A 16864-nucleotide genomic window follows, 5' to 3' on the forward strand; every position below is an offset into this window, starting at 1 on the left:
AGACCGCACCGCGCGGACCAAATCGACTGGGGGGCCAACAATCCTTGCACCCCTTAGGGCCAGGAGCGCAGCGACTGAGGCCCACATCAAGCAACACCCGCGGAACTGGCTTTGCCAGGCCGCTGGGTGGCGCCCCTTGGGGGCAGGAGCGAAGCGACTGGGGGGCCCATCAAGCCACACCCGCGGAACTGGCTCTGCCAGGCCGCCGGGTGGCGCCCCCTGGGGGCAGGAGCGAAGCGACTGGGGGGCCCATCAAGCCACACCCGCGGAACTGGCTTTGCCAGGCCGCCGGGTGGCGCCCCTCGGGGGCAGGAGCGCTAGCGACTGGGGGGCCTAGTCACTCCACCAAGAGGACCTTGCGGCGCTGGGTGAGCCAGCTCTCGAGCTTGGGGCCAAACAGCTCTTCCACACGCGGCCGGCGGACCTTGAACGTCGGCGTCACAAGGCCGTTGTCCACCGTCCACGGCGTGGTCACCACCGCCAGCATGTCCAGTTGCTCATGCGGATCCAGCTTGGCATTGACCGCGGCCAGATGCGTCGCCAACCCCGCCAGCAGCGCTTCCCGCCCGCCAGCCGTCGCCACCTGATTGACCGCCTCCGCCGACAACATCGCAATGCCCACCGGCTGCGACAGGCCCGCGCCCGCCACCGCCACCGCCTCCAGCAGCGGATGCGCCCCCAGCCGATCCTCGATCGGTGCCGGCGACACATACTTGCCCTTGCTGGTCTTGAACAGATCCTTCACCCGCCCGGTGATCCGCACGCAGCCCGACACCGACCCCTTGGTCAGGATGTCCGCCTTGTCCCCCGTGTGCAGCCAGCCGTCCGGCGTGATGGTCTCCGCCGTGAGCTCCGGCTGCTTGTAGTAGCCCATCATCAGCGCCGGACTCTTCATCTGCAGCTCGCCGGTGATCGGGTCCAGGCGGGTCTGCACCCCGTCGTAGGCCGGTCCGACCGTGCCGGTCTGGTCCTCGCCGGGCGTGGTGATGTGGGACACCGCCAGGTTCTCCGTCATCCCATAACCCTCGTTGATCGGCAGCCCCAGCGAGCGATACCACCGCAGCAAGGCCACCGGCATCGGCGCAGCACCGCCCGCGGCCAGCCGGCACTGGTCCAGGCCCAGCGCGGTCAGCACCTTGCGGCGCACCAGCTTGCCCACCAGCGGCAGCTTCAGCAGCAGCTCCAGCTTGCCCTGCGGCAGCCGCGCCCAGACGCCTTGCTGGAATTTGGTCCACAGCCGCGGCACGGAGAAGAAAACCGTCGGCCGCGCCCGCTTGAGGTCCGCAGCGAAGGTATCCAGGCTTTCGGCGAAGTACAGCGTCAATCCCGTCCGCAGCCAGCCATGCTCCACCAGCACCCGCTCCACCACGTGGGCCAGCGGCAGGTAGGACAGCATGCGGTCCTCACTGTGCAGGTTCACCCGGCGCAGGCCGGAATGGATGGCCCAGGCGAAGCTGCCAAAGCTGTGCATCACGCCTTTGGGTTGCCCTGTGGTGCCGGAGGTGTAGATGATGGTGCAGAGCTCGTCCGCGCCGCGGCTGGGCCGGCCCCGCAGGGGATCGGTGTCCCAGCAGATGGCGTCCCAGGTGTCGTAGTCGTCCTGCGCCTGCTCCGGCGAGACCGGATAACTGATGCAGGGCAGCCCGGCCGGCACGCCCGGCTTCATCGCCTCCCAGCCGTCGAGCTTGCCAACGAACAGCAGGCGCGCCTCGCTGTGGGTCAGGATCTGATGGACGCTGTCGGCGGTCAGCGTCGGGTAGAGCGGCACCGACACATAGCCCGCCATCCAGATGGCCAGGTCGGTCATCAGCCACCAGGCGCAGTTCTTGGACAGGATGGCGATGCGGCTGCCCGGCGCCCAGCCCTGCTCCAGACCCAGGGTCTTCAAGTGGGCCGCCATGCGGCGGGTCTGGTCGGCCACCTCGCGCCAGGTGAAGTCCTTGATCTCGCCACCGCCCATCGGCTGGCGCAGGGTCAGGCGGTCCGGCGCTTCATCCTCCCAGTGGTAGAGGCGCTGCAGGGCCAGGGCATCGGACGACAGGCGCGGAACAGACATCAAAACCCCAAAGTATTTGGCCCCCCAGTCGCTTCGCTCCTGCCCCCAAGGGGCGCCTCCCAGCGGCCTGGCAAAGCCAGTTCCGCGGGAGTGGCTTGGGGTGGGCGGCTGCTGCGCAGCGCCCGGGGTCGAGCAGGCTCGAACGGTGCTGCGGGTGCGGCGGGATCTTTTGGGACCTTGACGGCAGTCGCTCAGCCCCAGAGATTCGGAGTCAGCGCCGAATAGGTGGGCCTGGTTATAGGCGGACGCCACAGGGCGCCCTTGCCGTAAGGCTACGACGCAGCACGCATCCAACGCCCCATGTCGGAGCGCTGGATCGTGAAGAAGTGGACCGGCAGGCCGGATCGTGGGACCCCAGGATGCACTCAGCGGGATGCACCTGGGTGCATTCCAGTGCATCCGGGTGCATTCGAATGGGGTTGGGCGTGCCGTTGTGGTCCGGTCTGACGGGTGACGCGGGGCGTGATCAGCCGTTGGACTGAGCAGCAGCGGCTTTGTCGGCTGCGGCCTGGGCCTCGGCGGCGACCAGGGCGTCCAGCGCCGCGAGCAGCGCAGCTTCGTCGCCTTCACGGACCACGGGGGCGTCGGCCAGCGCGGCCTGTCCTTCGCGCTTGAGGCGGGACACCCACTGACCGGCATCCTTGCCTTGGGCCAGGCCCAGGCTCTGCAGCAGCAAGGTGCCGTCTGCGGCCAGCAGCTTGAAGTAGAACTGGCCGTCGGCCTCGCGGTATTGCTTGAAGGTGGGGACCTGGGCCTTGACCTTGGTCGTCACGGCGCCGGGGGCGGACAGCACCTGGAAGCGCCGCAGACCCACCGCTTCGCGGCAGCGCTGCAGCAGGGGGCCAGCGATGGCCCGCGCCTTGGCGGCCCCTTCCATCAAGATCTCTTCGATGCGCTCGGGGTGGGCCATCAGCTCGTCGTAGCGGGCACGCATCGGGCCGATTTCCGCATCGATCACGTCGAAGAGCTGCTGCTTGGCTTCGCCCCAGGACAGGCCGTTGTGCAGCGCGTCGCGGAAGGCCTGGCGCTGCGCGGGCGTGGCGAAAGCGTCGTAGATCTGGACCAGGTGCGAGCCCTCGGTCTCCTTGGGCTCGCCGGGCAGGCGCGAGTCGGTCACGATGCGGGCGATGGCCTCGCGCAGCGCCTTGGCGCCGCCTTCGAAGAGCGGAATGACGTTGTCATAGCTCTTGGACATCTTGCGGCCGTCCAGGCCGGGCAGCAGCTCCATCTCCTGGTCGATGCTGGCCTCGGGCAGCACGAAGAAGTCCTCGCCCTTGCCGAAGGTGTGGTTGAAGCGCTGGGCCACATCCCGGGCCATCTCGATGTGCTGCGCCTGGTCCTTGCCGACGGGCACGCGGTGGGCGTTGAACATCAGGATGTCGGCGGCCATCAGGATGGGATAGCTGTAGAGCCCCATGGTGATGCCGGCGTCCGGGTCCTCGCCGGCCGCCACATTGGCATCGACCGAGGCCTTGTAGGCGTGGGCGCGATTCATCTGGCCCTTGGACGTCACGCAGGTCAGCAGCCAGGTGAGTTCCGGGATCTCGGGGATGTCGCTCTGGCGGTAGAAGGTGACGCGACGGGTGTCCAGACCCGCGGCGAGCCAGGTGGCGGCGATCTGAAGGCGGGAGGCCTCAATGCGGTCGGGCTCATCGCACTTGATCAGCGCGTGATAGTCCGCCATGAAAAAGAAGCTCTCGGCGCCCGGCTCACGGCTGGCCGCAATCGCGCGACGCACCGCGCCGACGTAATTGCCAAGATGCAGGGTACCGGTGGTGGTGATGCCGGTCAGGACACGCACAGTCATGGAGGCCTTCTTCACAAAATCGCTCCCCCCATTATCGCCCCGCCACCCATCGCGATTGGTGCGCCTTTCTACCCAGCCACGCCCGCGGAACTGGCTCCGCCAGGCCGCTGGGCGGCGCCCCCTGGGGGCAGGAGCGAAGCGACTGGGGGGCACATAACCTCGCCGAGGCGGACGGGGCCGCCCGGCAGCCAGGCGGGGTTGAAGGTGAGCGGCTGCTGCTTGGGGAACAGCATCACAACGGTGGAGCCCAGCAGGAAGCGGCCCATCTCCTGCCCCTGCGTATAGCTGAAGCGTTCGTCCTCGTAGTGCCAGGTGCGGATCCGTCCCGGGCGCGGCGGGTTCACCACGCCGTGCCAGACCGTTGCCATCGACCCCACGATCGTCGCGCCCACCAGCACCATGATCCACGGTCCCTGCGGCCCCTCGAAAAGACACACCACCCGCTCATTGCGCGCGAACAGCCCCGGCACCCCGCGCGCGGTCGTCGGATTCACCGAGAACAGGTCGCCCGGCACATGGATCATCCGCACCAGCCGCCCGTCGCAGGGCATGTGAATGCGGTGATAGTCCTTCGGGCTGAGATAGATCGTCGCGAAATGCCCGTCCCGGAACTGTGCCGCCAGTTGCTGGTCACCGCCCACCAGCGCCGTCACGGAATAGGTGTGCCCCTTGGCCTGGATGATCTGATCGGCATGCACCGGGCCGAACTGGCTGATGGCGCCGTCCACCGGACAGATCAGCGGCGCCTGGGCCAGCGGCCGGGCGCCCGGCTTCAGGGCCCGGGTGAAGAAGTCGTTGAAGCTGGCATAGGCCGCGGGATCGGGTTCCGCAGCCTCGCTCATGTTGACGCCGTAACGATCGATGAAGCGGCGGATCACCCAGGTGGTGAAGTCCCCCAGCTCCGCCACCGCCAGCCGGCCGGCCATTCGGGTGAGCAGCAGTTTGGGCATCAGGTACTGCGGCAATACGGCGAGGCGGTCGGACACCATGGGCTTTCTGTCGTCGAAAACGCGGGATTCTAGTGGGGGTGGGCAAAGCGGACGCCCGGGCCGCACCCAGGGCCTCACCCAGAGCCGCACCCTGGACCGCTCCCCGAAGCGCCCGTCCTTGCGGGAATCGCAGCGGGCGGTGCACGCCACCCGGTACGATGACGGGCCAGGGCGAGCGCTCGCTCCATGTCCTGGCGGCCCTGGATGCCCGGGCCGCCTGGGCGGTGCGGCCGCTTCCCGCAGCTTCCCGTTTTGATGTTGTCCTGAGACCCATGCCCGACGCCCCCGCTCCCGGTTCTGTCGAACACCAGCACAGCTCGTTCTACAGGTTCGTCCCGCTGGAGGACACGCCCGCGCTCGCCCAGCAGCTGCGCGACTTCTACGAACGCCAGGGACGTGTGGTGGGCGGCAACATCCTGCTCGCCCCGGAAGGCATCACCGGCGCCATTGGCGGTCCGGTGGACGCGCTCACCGAGTTCGAGGCCGAGCTGCGCCGCCATCCCCTTTTCGCGTCCCTGCACTTCAAGCGCAGCTTCTGCACCTCGCGTCCCTTCACTTTGCTGAAGGTCCACGAAAAACCCGAGCTGGTCGCCTTCGGCCTAGACGGCGTCACCGGCCTGACCGACCGCCCCGACACCCATGTCTCTCCCCAGGACTGGCGCGAGCTGATCCGCCGCGACGACGTGGTGGTGCTGGACAACCGCAACCACTTCGAATTCAAGCTGGGCCACTTCAGCGGCGCCGTCGATCCGCAGGTGCGCCATTTCCGCGACTTCCCCGATTACGTCCAGGCCCATGCCGAGACCTGGAAGCGGGAAGGCAAGACGGTGGCCATGTATTGCACCGGCGGCATCCGCTGCGAGAAGCTCTCCGGCTGGATGCAGGACCAGGGCCTGAGCGTGCGGCAGCTCGACGGCGGCATCGTCAACTACTTCGAGCAGATGCCGGATGCGGAGGCCGACTGGCTGGGCGAATGCTTCGTCTTCGACAAGCGCATCGCCATCGACACCCAGCGCCGCGAAACCGCGACCACCGCCGAGCAGGTCTACGGCGACGATCCGGCCGAAGCCTGGCGGCTCGCGCGGGCCCGGCGCCTGGATCCCGGCGGCAATGCCTGAGCGCTTCTGCAGCGCCTCTTGAGCGATTCGTGAGCGATTCCTGAGCGGGGTTCTCGGGGCAGTTCCCGAGCTGGTGCGTCCAGGATTCGTGAGATTGCGTGACGGCATGCCCGCGGCCGCGCACCGGTCTTGCAAGCTGGGTCGATAATCGTCGCCTGATTGCTCCAACCGGTTCGCGCGGCCCATGTCCAACCTCATCGTCCACGGCGGCTCCCCCCTGAAGGGCCGCATCGTTCCCTCGGCCAACAAGAATGCCGTGCTGCCCATCCTGTGCGCCACGCTGCTGACCCGGGAACCGGTCCGGCTGCATGGCGTTCCGGAAATCACTGACGTCAAGAAGATCCTGGAGGTCTTCCGCCAGCTCGGCAGCAGCGTGTCGGTGGATTTCGGCACCGGCGTGCTGGACCTGCACCACCAGAACACCCACTTCGACCCGGCCAAGGACCATCTCCCCGAGGAGATGCGCAGCTCCATCATGCTGGTGCCGGGCCTGATGGCCCGCTTCGGCGCCGCCCGCATCGAGGACGACGTCAAGGGCTGCACCCTCGGCGCCCGCGAGATCGACCCGCATGTGGAAGTGTTCGAACGCTTTGGCGCCTCGGTGGACCGCGCCGCCGACGGCCTGCTGCTGAAGGTGGACGGCAAACTGCGCCACAACGACCACTGGACCGACTACGCCTCGGTCACCACCACCGAAAACTTCGTGCTCTGCGCCGCGCTGGCGGACGGCACCTCCACCCTGATGAATGCGGCCAGCGAGCCGCATGTGCAGGAGTTCTGCCAGTTCATGCAGATGCTGGGAGCGAAGCTGGAAGGCCTGGGCACCTCGCGCCTGACCATCCATGGCGTGGACCGGCTGGGCGGCGGTGAATTCACCTTCGCCGAAGACTTCCACGAGATCGTCACCTTCCTGGCGCTGGGCGCCATCACCGGCGGTGACGTGCGGGTCAAGAATTCCCAGCCCGAGCAGTTCCCGCTGATCGACCGCACCTTCGCCAAGTTTGGCGTGCAGATCGTGCATGAGGACGGCTGGTCCCGCTCGGTGGTGAACGGCAAGCTCAAGGTGAAGGAGCCCTTCACCCGCAACATCCTGCAGAAGGTGGAAGCCGCCCCCTGGCCGTATCTGCCGGTGGACCTGCTGCCCATCTTCGTCGCCCTGGGCGTCAAGGCCGAAGGCAGCGTGATGTTCTGGAACAAGGTCTACGACGGCGCCATGGGCTGGACCACCGAGCTGTCCAAGTTCGGCGCGCATGCCTTCCTGTCCGACCCGCACCGCATGGTGACCTTCGGCGGCAAGCCGCTGACGCCTGCCGAGGTGGAGAGCCCCTACATCATCCGCGTGGCGATTGCGCTGCTGATGGTCGCGGCCAGCATCCCCGGCAAGTCGGTGATCCACAACGCCGCACCCGTGCGTCGCGCGCATCCGCAGTTCGCCGAGAACATCACCCGGTTGGGCGCCCGCGTGGAGTGGGTCGAGGGTGACTGACGGGTGGCCCGTCCACCCAAGCTGACCCTGCCCCTGCGGGACGGCGTGGCCGCCTCGGCACTGGCCTGCCCGCCCGGCCCCTGGCCGCTGGTGCTGGACTTCCTGGCCGAGCGGCTGCCGCTGGTCACCCGGCAGGACTGGTCCGAGCGCATGGGCCGCGGCGACGTGCTGGATGACCAGGGCCAGCCCCTGCCCCCCGACACCCCGCTGGCCCGCTGCCAGGGCCGCCGGCTCTATTACTGGCGCTGGCTGGAGAACGAGCCGCAGGTGCCCGGGGAGGTGCGGATCCTCCATCAGGACGACCACCTGCTGGTGGCCGACAAGCCTCACTTCCTGCCGGTGACGCCCAAGGGCCGGTATGTCCAGCAGACCCTGCTGACGCGGCTTCGCCGCATGACCGGCCTGGCCGATCTCAGCCCGCTGCACCGGCTCGACCGGGAAACCGCGGGGCTGGTGCTGCTGTCCGTGCAGCCGCAGCACCGGGATGCCTACCAGCGCCTGTTCCGCGATCGCTGCGTGGAGAAGGTCTACGAAGCCGTCGCGCCGGACAGTGACGGCCTGCCGGTGCCGCTGAAATTCCCGCTTCAGCTCGCCACCCGGCTGCAGGAACATCCGGTGGACTTCATGCAGATGCAGACGGTGGACGGTGAGCCCAACGCCTTCACGCAGGTCGAGCGGCTGGCGTCGCTGCCGGGCGGCTGGGCCCGCTATGAGCTGCGTCCCAGCACCGGGGCCAAGCACCAGTTGCGGGCGCAGATGGCGCATCTGGGACTGCCCCTGAAAGGCGACCGCATCTATCCGGTGCTGCTGCCGGTGGAAGACACGCCGGACTTCTCTGATCCGCTGCAGCTGCTGGCGCGCGAGATTGCGTTCACCGATCCGGTCACCGGCGCACCACGGCAGTTCCGCACTCAATTGAGACTGGAGGCGGCCCTCGACGTGCATCCCAGCCATCGACCCGACCGGCGACTCGATCCCTGACCCGTGCGCCCCCTCCGCCCAGGGACAGGGGGTGCGCGTTTCCCCCGGGGTTTGGGCGATGTTCGCCCATGCACAATGAGTCGAGATCCTTGCGGCAGAGTCCCATGACCCCAAAGGCCATTCGCATCTCGGTCGGCGCACGGACGCTGCTGGCGTTGTTCGTGCTCGGCCTGCTGCTGTCGGCGGTTTCAGCCGGATGGGATCTCCAGCAAGACGTGAAGCGGCGCAGCCAGCAACTGGTGCAGGACCTGGATGCCATCCCGCTGATCTACGCCTCGCCCCTGCTGCACAGCCAGGGACAGTCGCAGGAGGCGATGCAGTCCCTGCTCACCACCATCCTTCGGCAGCACGAGCTGCGCAGCATTGAGCTGCTCACCCGCTCCGGCGAGCAGATCCGCGCCGAATCCGGGGAAGTCGGGGAACCCGGGCCCAGTGCCGAATTCGCACTGAGCGGCGGGGGAGGCGCCTTGAAGGTCCAGGCCCAGCGCCTGACGCTGATGCAGATGCTGCAGCACGATGCCCTGCTGCGCAGCGCCCTGGGTCATCTGCTGTTTGTGGTGCTGCTGGGCCTGCTCGCAGCCGTTCTGCTGGACCGCTGGCTGCTGCGCCAGCTCCGCCGCCTGTCCGATGAAGCCCACCGCTTCGAAGCGACGATGCCGCCGCAGTCGCTGTCCTGGCTGGAGCCGGAGGACCATGGGCCGCAGGAGGTGCTGGAGCTCGAGCGCGCCTTTGCCCATGTGCACAGCACCCTGGGCGGTGAACTGCAGCGCGAGCAGACGCGCGGGCGTCAGTTGCGGGATGAGATGGTGCGCCAGCATCAGCGGCTGGCGGAAGTGGAACGGTCGCTGGAAGCGAAGCGGCGGGAACTGGCGGCTCTGGAGCGGCACGATGCGCTGACCGGGGCCTGCAACCGCCGTGAGTTCGAGGTGGCATTGCGGCGCGAGTTCAAGCGGGTACAGCGGGACCAGGGCCGGCTCGCGATCGCGGTGCTGGACGTGGACCACCTCAGGCTCTACAACGAGCGCCACGGCCGGGCGGCCGGCGATGCCCTGCTCAAGCGCCTGGCCGACCTGCTGGCGGAGCAGTTCCAGCGCGATACCGATGTCGTGGCCCGGTTGGGCGGTGAGGAATTCGTGGTGCTGATGCCGGGACTGGACATCCGACTGGCGCAGGAGCGCATGGAGACGGTGCGGGACGCCCTGCGTGCGCTGGCGCTGTCCCATGGGGCGTTGCCGGATTCAAACGCCGCCGGGCTGCATCAGGACTGGGTGACGGTGAGCATTGGCGTCGCCGCGTACCAGCCGGGTCGGCCTTACCTCAGCAGCCAGTCGATGCTGCAGGCGGCGGATGAGGCGCTGTACCTGGCCAAGCACACCGGGCGCGATCGGATCTGCCTGGCGTCCTGAGGCAGGGCCCGGGGGCCCCGCCGGGTTCAGCGACCTTGCGCCTGCGCCTGCTGCAACTGCTCTTCCACCTTCCGGGCGGCGCGCAGCACCAGGGTTTCGTCCAGCTGCGCCTGCGGGGCAATGGTCATGACGTTCTCGTCCAGCCGGGACGGGTCGTTCATCAGCGTCCAGGCCACCAGCGAGATGGCGCCGATGCCGCGACGCTGCATGGCGTCCGGCATGCGCAATTCGCTCTGCACTTCCACGTGATACCAGACACTGGCCACTGCCGCAGGGGCCAGGCCCCAGCTTTCGCACATCGAGGCGCCCAGCTTGTCGTAGCTGACCCCGAAGGCCGTGCTCTCCAGCATGGTCAGTTCCTGATCGCTGCTCGCGGCCCGCAGCATGGCCGGGTAGTGGGCTGGCGCATGCCGGTAGAGCAGCGCCTTGCCGCATTCCTCAAACAGCCCCGCCGAATGGGCGGCCCAGGGGTCCACGCCCAGCAACTGGCCCATGCGTCCCATCAGCAGACCGCGCTTGGCCGCGCGTTGCCAGATCGGCTCGAGTTCCGCCGCGGGCGGGAAGGCGGCGCGAAGCCCCATCTCGAAGGTGATGGCGGCCACCTCGCGCATGCCCAGATAGGTCAGCGCCTGATGCACCGTCTGCACGCGGCCGCGCAGGCCGTACAACGAGGAGTTGACCGCCTTCATGACGGCGGACGCCAGGGCCATGTCGGTTTCCACGAGCGCGGACACGGACTGCAGGTCGATGTCATCGTCCGCCATGAGCAGGGACAACTTGACCAGCACTTCCGGCTGGGTGGGAATTTCAATGTCCAGCGAACGCAGCTGAGGATCGACGGGCATGGCAGATGAGGGTTGTTTGTCCAATGGTATAGCGAGAGGCGACTCCCGCGTCATCCCGCCTTTGGCGGAAGTCGGCTGGAGCGGCCAGCGACAGGAAGTTCAGCGCAAGAACGCGTCGTAGCCGGTCTTGAGGATGAGCAGGGACACCACCACGACGAACATGCCGCGGACGAAGCCGGCGCCGCGGGCCAGGGCCATGCGGGTGCCCACCAGGCTGCCGGCCACGTTGGCCACGGCCATGACGGCGGCGATATGCCACCAGACATGGCCCTTGCTGGCAAACAGCACCAGGGCGGCCGCATTGGTGGCGGTGTTGAGCAGCTTGGCGGTGGCCGAGGCATGCAGGAAGTCAAAACCCAGCAGGCGCACGAACAGGAAGACAAAGAAGCTGCCGGTGCCGGGGCCGAAGAAGCCGTCGTAGAACCCGATCACGACCCCGATGGCCGCAGCGATGGCGGTCTGCGCACGCAGCGTGTGGCGCGGGGCGTGATGACGGCCCAGGTCCTTCTTGGCTAGCGTGTAGAGCAGCACGGCCAGCAGGATCACCGGCAGGGCCTTGCGGAGGCCCGATGGGTCTACCTGCGTCACCGCCCACGCACCGCAGAAACTGCCGCCCAGCGCGGCCAGGGCTGCGGGCAGCAGCGCCAGCCAGGGGAGCGTCACGCGCTTGGCATATTGATGGGTGGCCCAGGCGGTGCCCCAGACGGAGGCCCCCTTGTTGGTGCCGAACAGCGTGGCCGGGGCCGCAGTGGGATAGGTACTGAACAGGGCCGGCACCAGCACCAGACCCCCGCCGCCGACCACCGCATCCACAAAGCCGGCCAGCAGGGAGGCCAGGGCCACGGTCAAAAGCTCGATCATGAAAAGCGACTCGCAGGAGCGGGCCGCAAACCAGGAAAGTCGGGCCACAAAAACAAAGCGGGCACCTGGTTCCAGGTGCCCGCGAATTGTGACAGTGTCACCGCATTTCGTTGGTGTTGGTTCTGATTTGTTTGTCTCCTCAGCCCCCGTAGGCAACCACCATTCGCACAGCAGTCGCGTCGAGTGATTGGCATCGTAGGACTGTGAATCCATGCACGCACTTGGGGTTTTCACTCGGGGAATGCACCAACTTGGGATGGTTGGCCTGCGCTTACTTGCTAGTTTATTCACGTGGTCTCACACGCTGCGCATAGCGCCCTCTGCACGCATCTGGCTCCTGGGCGGGGGTCGCACAGCGTTACACGGGCACGTCATCTCCCTGAAATGAAGGGGAGGGGCTCGAATCACGTGGGGCGAGGGCCACAGACGCGGGTTGCGACCCCTTGTCGTGCACGCCTGCTTGCGCCTGCATCTGAGCCGACGCATGGCCCGGAACCGGGACAATCGCGGTGCCCATGACCGACCACCGACCGCCCCACCTGCTGCTGCGCACCTACTCCCGGGGCGATGGCCTTTTGGGCCTGCGTCCCCACGGCAAGCTCGGGCCGCGGGGCGACAGCGTCACCCTGATCCGCCTGCTTCACGCGCCGACCCGCGCGGAGCACCGACAGCAGTGGTCCGCGCTGCCCCTGCAGCCGCTGGACCCGCTGATGCTGCAATGGCGGTCAGCGGGCTTCGGCCAGGCGCTGTCCCCCAGCTGGACGCTGGAGCGTGAGGACCAGTTCGCGGATTTCGCCGCCGAGGACCTGCCGCGCCTGCGAGACGCGGGCTGGGAGGTGGAAATCGCCCCCGGATTCGCCCATCACAGCCAGCCCATCGACGACTGGGCGATGGAAGCCGTGCCGGCGGACGGCGAAGCGCCGCCGGGCGACCAGGACCGCCTGCCCGCGCTGGGACTATCCCGGCGCAAGGGGTCCTGGCTGCTCAGCCTGGGCGTGACGGTACAGGGCCAGCGGGTGGATCTGGCGCCGATGATGTGGGACCTGATCCGACGGGATCGCCGCTGGGTGTCGGCCGAAGCCCTCGCCGAGATGGACGACGACGCCGTCGTCAGCCTGCGCGCACCCGGGGGCAAGCGACTGCACACAACGGCCGCGCCGCTCAAGCAGTTGATGCTGACGCTGCTGGAAGTGCTGGTGGCCCAGCGCTCGCGGCGCGCCCCGCTGATGCTGACGTCCTGGCAGGCAGCGCGGCTGTCGCTGCTGGACGGCCCGGACAGCCGCTGGCAGTTGCAGGGCGCGCAGGCGCTGCGAGCCCTCTGGACCCGGCTGCAGCATGCCGGCCCCCCGCCGGCCGTGGACGAGCCCACGGGGTTGGGGCTCCAGCTGCGTCCGTACCAGCGCCATGGGCTGGCGTGGCTGCAGTATCTCGCCGCCCACCAGCTGGGCGGCATCCTGGCCGACGACATGGGCCTGGGCAAGACCGCCCAGGCACTGGCGCATCTATGGGTGCAGAAGCAGGCCGGCCGGCTGGACGCACCGGCGCTGGTGGTGGCGCCCACCTCGCTGTTGTTCAACTGGGCGCAGGAAGCCCAGCGGGTTGCCCCGGGTCTGCGGGTGGCGAGCCTGTCGGCCCCGGGAGAACGCAGCGAGGTCCTGGCCGCTCTGGCGCAGACCGATGTGCTGCTGTGCAGCTATGGCCTGGTGTGGCGGGAGCTCCGGGCGCTGTCCCGCCACCGTTTCAGCGTGCTGGTGGTGGACGAGGCGCAGGCGGTGAAGAATCCCCGCTCCCGCGCTGCCCGCGCGTTGCGCCGCTTGCCGGCCGGCCAGCGCCTGGTGCTGACCGGGACCCCGCTGGAAAACCATCTGGGCGAGCTGTGGACCCAGTTCGACTTCCTGCTGCCGGGTTATCTGGGTGACAGCCGCGAATTCACCCGTCACTGGCGCAAGCCCATCGAGCAGTCGGGGAGCCTGGCCCGGGCGCGTCAGCTGGCGCAGCTGGTGAGGCCCTTCATCCTGCGCCGCCTCAAGGAAGACGTTGCGCCCGAGCTGCCACCCTTGACCGTCGTCACCCAGCGCATCGCCCTCCAGGGCCGCCAGCGCCAGCTCTATGAAAGCGTGCGCATCGGCGCGGACCACCTGGTGAGGCGGGTGCTGGCGCAGCAAAAGCTGTTCGGCGACGGGCTGATGTCGGTGCTGGACGCCATGCTGAAGCTGCGCCAGGTCTGCTGCGATCCCCGGCTGGTGCCCGGCCTGACCCTGCCGGCAGGCATCGAAACAGCCAAGCTGGACTGGCTGCGGCAGCAGATTCCTGCCTTGGTGGCCGAGGGCCGGCGGCTGCTGGTGTTCTCGCAGTTCACCGGCATGCTGGCGCTGATCCGGGACGCCCTGGATGAGATCGGCATGCCCTGGCTGAGCCTGACCGGCGACACCCCGGCGTCACAGCGGGGCGACGTCGTCCAGCGCTTCCAGGCGGGCGAGGTGCCGGTGATGCTGGTCAGCCTCAAGGCCGGGGGGGTGGGCCTGACCCTGACCGCGGCCGATACCGTCATCCAGGTGGACCCGTGGTGGAACCCGGCGGTGGATGCCCAGGCCATGGCCCGGGCGCATCGGATCGGTCAGACCCGGCCGGTGTTCGTGCATCAACTGGTGATTGAGGGCAGCATCGAGGAGCGCATGCTGGAGCTGCAGCAACGCAAGCAGGCCCTGGCAGACGGGCTGCTGGGCCGGGATGGCGGGGATGCGCTGGAGAAATTCAGTCCCGCGGACATCGAGCGCCTGCTGGCGCCCTTGCTGGATGACGGGGACGAGATGGGCTGAGGGGGCCGGCCGGGGCGCACGCGTGGGGGGTGACCGCGACGGGCGGCGCCGGCGCCCTGGAATGCCGGGAGGTGGGGAAGCCGGGAGGCACCTGCGTGCTCCCGGCGCCCGCCCGATCAGCGCTTGCGGTCGAAGCGCAGGGCGCGGGCGACGCTGCGGCGGTCGCAGCCGAGGCTGGCGACTTCAAAGGCTTCGTGCTTGCGACCCTTGTCGTTCTGCCACTCGGGCAGCGGGGCGCGGCGAGTCTGGGTGTCGGTGCGGAGTTGGGACTTCATCATGGTCTTGGACCTTCTGGCTTCCGAGCGGGATCGGCCCGCTTTGGGCACACAACGCATGGGCCTCACGCCCCGTTGACAGGCACTTCACATTTCCTTGGGGCGCAAAATGCACCGAAATGTTGCAGAAGTCACAGGCCGCGTTCCGTGGCCCACCCACCACGGGGTTTGCGGACGGGGCGGCACGGTCGGGGCGGTTTGTCGCTAAGCTAGCCGCCATGTCCGTGCCCGCCTCCGCCTCCACGCCGCCCTCCGACCCCGCCACCCCCGAGGCTGCGGCCTGCGCCGACCTGCTGGTGGCCTGCCTGTGTGCGGCCTGGTGCCGGGTCTGCGACGGGTTCCATGACGACTTCGCCCAGCTCCGCCAGCAGTTTCCGCACGCCCGGTTTGTCTGGGTCGACATTGAGGACGATGCCGAGCTGGTGGATGACCTGGAGGTGGAGACTTTCCCCACCCTGCTGATCGGCCAGCGGGAGCATCTGTGTTTCATCGGACCGGTGCTGCCCCAGGCTGGTGCATCCCAGCGGCTGGTCCAGGCCGCCGTGGACAACCCGTCGATGGCCGCCGCCAGCGGGTCAGCGCCCGCGGGCACCACGGCTGCGGCCCAGGCGCTGCTGACCCGGCTGCGGCAGTCCTGCTGACGGTCCTCCGCCCCAGTTCGCGAGGCCGCGACGCTGATCCGCCTGCCGCCCGGCGCAGCGCTTCGGCGTCCACCGTGGCGCCACGACAACCGTTGTCCCACGCACCTGCCGCAGGTCACTTGTGACTGGGCGGTCCCTCCGGGGGAGAATTCCACCCTTCGCGGCCCGACAAGGGCCCCCCTCCCTAGCCCAACGGCAAGTCGATGAACGTCCAATTCAAGAGTTCGGTGGCACGCGCCACGCCCATCCTGGCGCTGGATCGCGCTGCTTATCAGGCACTGGTCCCTCAGCTGCCCAAACGCACCCAGCAATGGCTGGCCACGCTGGGCTTCAGTGCCGCGCCCGACACGTTCGCGCTGGTCCCGGGAGAGGACGGCAGGCTGGCCCAGGTGTTTGCGGGTGTCGCCCATGCGGCGCATCCGTATGCCCTGTCGGCGCTGCCGATGGCCCTGCCGGAGGGCGACTACACCCTGTCTCCCGAAGGCCTGAAGCTGCAGGACGAAGCCGCAGCCCTGTCCTGGGAGCTGGGCTGCTACCAGTTTGACCTCTACAAGCCCCGCAAGCGCGCGCCGGCGCAACTGCTGGTCAAGACCACGCCGGACGGCCAGCGGGGCCTGGCCCTGGCCACCGCCATCAGCGCGGTGCGGGACCTGGTCAACACGCCGGCCGAGCACATGGGCCCGGAGGAACTCTCCCGCGCTGCCGCCGTGGTGGGCAAGCAGCATGGCGCCAAGTTCAAGGAAGTGGTCGGCGACGACCTGCTGAAGAAGAACTTCCCGGCGATCCATGCGGTGGGCCGCGCCAGCACCCGCGCGCCGCGCCTGATCGAGCTGAACTGGGGCAGCGACAAGCATCCGCGCCTGACCCTGGTCGGCAAGGGCGTGTGTTTTGACACCGGCGGCCTGGACATCAAGCCGGCCGACGGCATGCGCCAGATGAAGAAGGACATGGGCGGCGCCGCCAACGTGCTGGGCCTGGCCACGCTGATCATGGCGCTGAAGCTGCCGGTGCGCCTGCAGGTGCTAATCCCGGCGGTGGAAAACGCCATCGCCGGCAACGCCTATCGGCCCGGTGACGTCATCAAGTCGCGCGCGGGCCTGCATATCGAGATCGGCAACACCGATGCCGAAGGCCGCGTGATCCTGTGCGACGCGCTGGCCTATGCCGCCGAGTTCAAGCCCGAGCTGATCATCGACATGGCCACCCTGACCGGTGCCGCACGCATCGCCCTGGGGGCGCAACTGCCGGCCCTGTTCTCGCGTCATACCGACACCGCCCGGGACCTGATGGACCTCGGCTTCAAGCTGGACGACCCGATGTGGCATTTGCCGCTGTGGTCGCCCTACAAGGAGGGCATCGCCTCCAGCATCGGCGACATCGTCAACACCGGCCGCAGCGCGCTGGCCGGCGCCATCAATGCCGCCCTGTTCCTGGACGCCTTCGTGCCGGAGCAGCAGGACTGGCTGCACCTGGACCTCTTCGCGTGGAACGATGTGTCCCGGCCGGGTCGTCCGGTCGGCGGCGAAGCGCAGACCATCCGCACGCTGCTGGCGTATCTGGAAGAGCGCTTCGGCGGTTGA

At 68.5% G+C, this 16864-nt stretch carries 13 protein-coding genes; 7 read left to right on the top strand and 6 right to left on the bottom strand.

Features of this window, described 5'->3' with window-relative positions; translation table 11 throughout:
* Positions 1-337: 337 nt before the first annotated feature.
* From DES44_RS19825 to asd, 3 genes are all read right to left on the bottom strand, one after another.
* Entirely contained in the window at positions 338-2056 is a 1719-nt protein-coding gene (locus DES44_RS19825) for an AMP-binding protein (RefSeq protein WP_058937692.1), read from the bottom strand.
* 466 nt (positions 2057-2522) lie between these two features.
* Entirely contained in the window at positions 2523-3863 is a 1341-nt protein-coding gene (locus DES44_RS19830) for a tryptophan--tRNA ligase (RefSeq protein ID WP_058937051.1), read from the bottom strand.
* 68 nt (positions 3864-3931) lie between these two features.
* On the bottom strand, positions 3932-4849 hold the full coding sequence (gene asd / locus DES44_RS19835; protein ID WP_083526140.1) for an archaetidylserine decarboxylase: 918 nt from the start codon (positions 4847-4849) through the stop codon (positions 3932-3934).
* Positions 4850-5124: 275 nt separating this feature from the next.
* Between asd and trhO the strand changes: the two genes are divergently transcribed.
* From trhO to DES44_RS19855, 4 genes are all read left to right on the top strand, one after another.
* Positions 5125-5970: an oxygen-dependent tRNA uridine(34) hydroxylase TrhO gene (trhO, locus tag DES44_RS19840; protein ID WP_058937052.1), complete on the top strand. Its 846-nt coding sequence runs from the start codon at positions 5125-5127 to the stop codon at positions 5968-5970.
* A gap of 184 nt (positions 5971-6154) precedes the next feature.
* Positions 6155-7456: a UDP-N-acetylglucosamine 1-carboxyvinyltransferase gene (locus tag DES44_RS19845; RefSeq protein WP_058937053.1), complete on the top strand. Its 1302-nt coding sequence runs from the start codon at positions 6155-6157 to the stop codon at positions 7454-7456.
* Positions 7457-7459: 3 nt separating this feature from the next.
* Positions 7460-8437 (top strand): pseudouridine synthase, encoded by a 978-nt coding sequence (locus DES44_RS19850; RefSeq protein ID WP_058937054.1) that lies wholly within the window; start codon positions 7460-7462, stop codon positions 8435-8437.
* 104 nt (positions 8438-8541) lie between these two features.
* Positions 8542-9843, top strand: coding sequence for a GGDEF domain-containing protein (locus DES44_RS19855; RefSeq protein ID WP_058937055.1), 1302 nt, complete (start codon positions 8542-8544; stop codon positions 9841-9843).
* Positions 9844-9869: 26 nt separating this feature from the next.
* Here DES44_RS19855 and DES44_RS19860 read toward each other — a convergent pair whose 3' ends face one another.
* Positions 9870-10688: an HDOD domain-containing protein gene (locus DES44_RS19860; protein WP_058937056.1), complete on the bottom strand. Its 819-nt coding sequence runs from the start codon at positions 10686-10688 to the stop codon at positions 9870-9872.
* 99 nt (positions 10689-10787) lie between these two features.
* Positions 10788-11549 (bottom strand): sulfite exporter TauE/SafE family protein, encoded by a 762-nt coding sequence (locus DES44_RS19865; protein ID WP_375137554.1) that lies wholly within the window; start codon positions 11547-11549, stop codon positions 10788-10790.
* A 515-nt stretch (positions 11550-12064) separates the two neighbouring features.
* On the opposite strand from DES44_RS19865, the gene DES44_RS19870 reads away from it, so the two are divergent.
* On the top strand, positions 12065-14368 hold the full coding sequence (locus tag DES44_RS19870) for a DEAD/DEAH box helicase (protein ID WP_058937057.1): 2304 nt from the start codon (positions 12065-12067) through the stop codon (positions 14366-14368).
* Positions 14369-14484: 116 nt separating this feature from the next.
* Here DES44_RS19870 and DES44_RS25150 read toward each other — a convergent pair whose 3' ends face one another.
* Positions 14485-14646, bottom strand: coding sequence for a hypothetical protein (locus DES44_RS25150; protein WP_157592984.1), 162 nt, complete (start codon positions 14644-14646; stop codon positions 14485-14487).
* 215 nt (positions 14647-14861) lie between these two features.
* Here DES44_RS25150 and DES44_RS19875 point away from each other — a divergent pair, with 215 nt between their 5' ends.
* Both DES44_RS19875 and DES44_RS19880 read left to right on the top strand, forming a co-directional pair.
* Positions 14862-15284: a thioredoxin family protein gene (locus DES44_RS19875; protein ID WP_058937058.1), complete on the top strand. Its 423-nt coding sequence runs from the start codon at positions 14862-14864 to the stop codon at positions 15282-15284.
* 203 nt (positions 15285-15487) lie between these two features.
* Entirely contained in the window at positions 15488-16864 is a 1377-nt protein-coding gene (locus tag DES44_RS19880) for a leucyl aminopeptidase family protein (RefSeq protein WP_058937059.1), read from the top strand.

It is taken from the genome of Roseateles depolymerans, from assembly GCF_003387155.1.
Taxonomy (GTDB): Bacteria; Pseudomonadota; Gammaproteobacteria; order Burkholderiales; family Burkholderiaceae_C; genus Roseateles; species Roseateles depolymerans.

What these genes read in the sequence shown, in the direction of transcription:
- DES44_RS19825 (WP_058937692.1), bottom strand. Translation starts at nt 2,056, where the DNA reads ATGTCTGTTCCGCGCCTGTCGTCCGATGCCCTGGCCCTGCAGCGCCTC.
- DES44_RS19830 (WP_058937051.1), bottom strand. Translation starts at nt 3,863, where the DNA reads ATGACTGTGCGTGTCCTGACCGGCATCACCACCACCGGTACCCTGCAT.
- trhO (WP_058937052.1), top strand. Translation starts at nt 5,125, where the DNA reads ATGCCCGACGCCCCCGCTCCCGGTTCTGTCGAACACCAGCACAGCTCG.
- DES44_RS19845 (WP_058937053.1), top strand. Translation starts at nt 6,155, where the DNA reads ATGTCCAACCTCATCGTCCACGGCGGCTCCCCCCTGAAGGGCCGCATC.
- DES44_RS19855 (WP_058937055.1), top strand. Translation starts at nt 8,542, where the DNA reads ATGACCCCAAAGGCCATTCGCATCTCGGTCGGCGCACGGACGCTGCTG.
- DES44_RS19860 (WP_058937056.1), bottom strand. Translation starts at nt 10,688, where the DNA reads ATGCCCGTCGATCCTCAGCTGCGTTCGCTGGACATTGAAATTCCCACC.
- DES44_RS19865 (WP_375137554.1), bottom strand. Translation starts at nt 11,549, where the DNA reads ATGATCGAGCTTTTGACCGTGGCCCTGGCCTCCCTGCTGGCCGGCTTT.
- DES44_RS19870 (WP_058937057.1), top strand. Translation starts at nt 12,065, where the DNA reads ATGACCGACCACCGACCGCCCCACCTGCTGCTGCGCACCTACTCCCGG.
- DES44_RS25150 (WP_157592984.1), bottom strand. Translation starts at nt 14,646, where the DNA reads ATGATGAAGTCCCAACTCCGCACCGACACCCAGACTCGCCGCGCCCCG.
- DES44_RS19875 (WP_058937058.1), top strand. Translation starts at nt 14,862, where the DNA reads ATGTCCGTGCCCGCCTCCGCCTCCACGCCGCCCTCCGACCCCGCCACC.
- DES44_RS19880 (WP_058937059.1), top strand. Translation starts at nt 15,488, where the DNA reads ATGAACGTCCAATTCAAGAGTTCGGTGGCACGCGCCACGCCCATCCTG.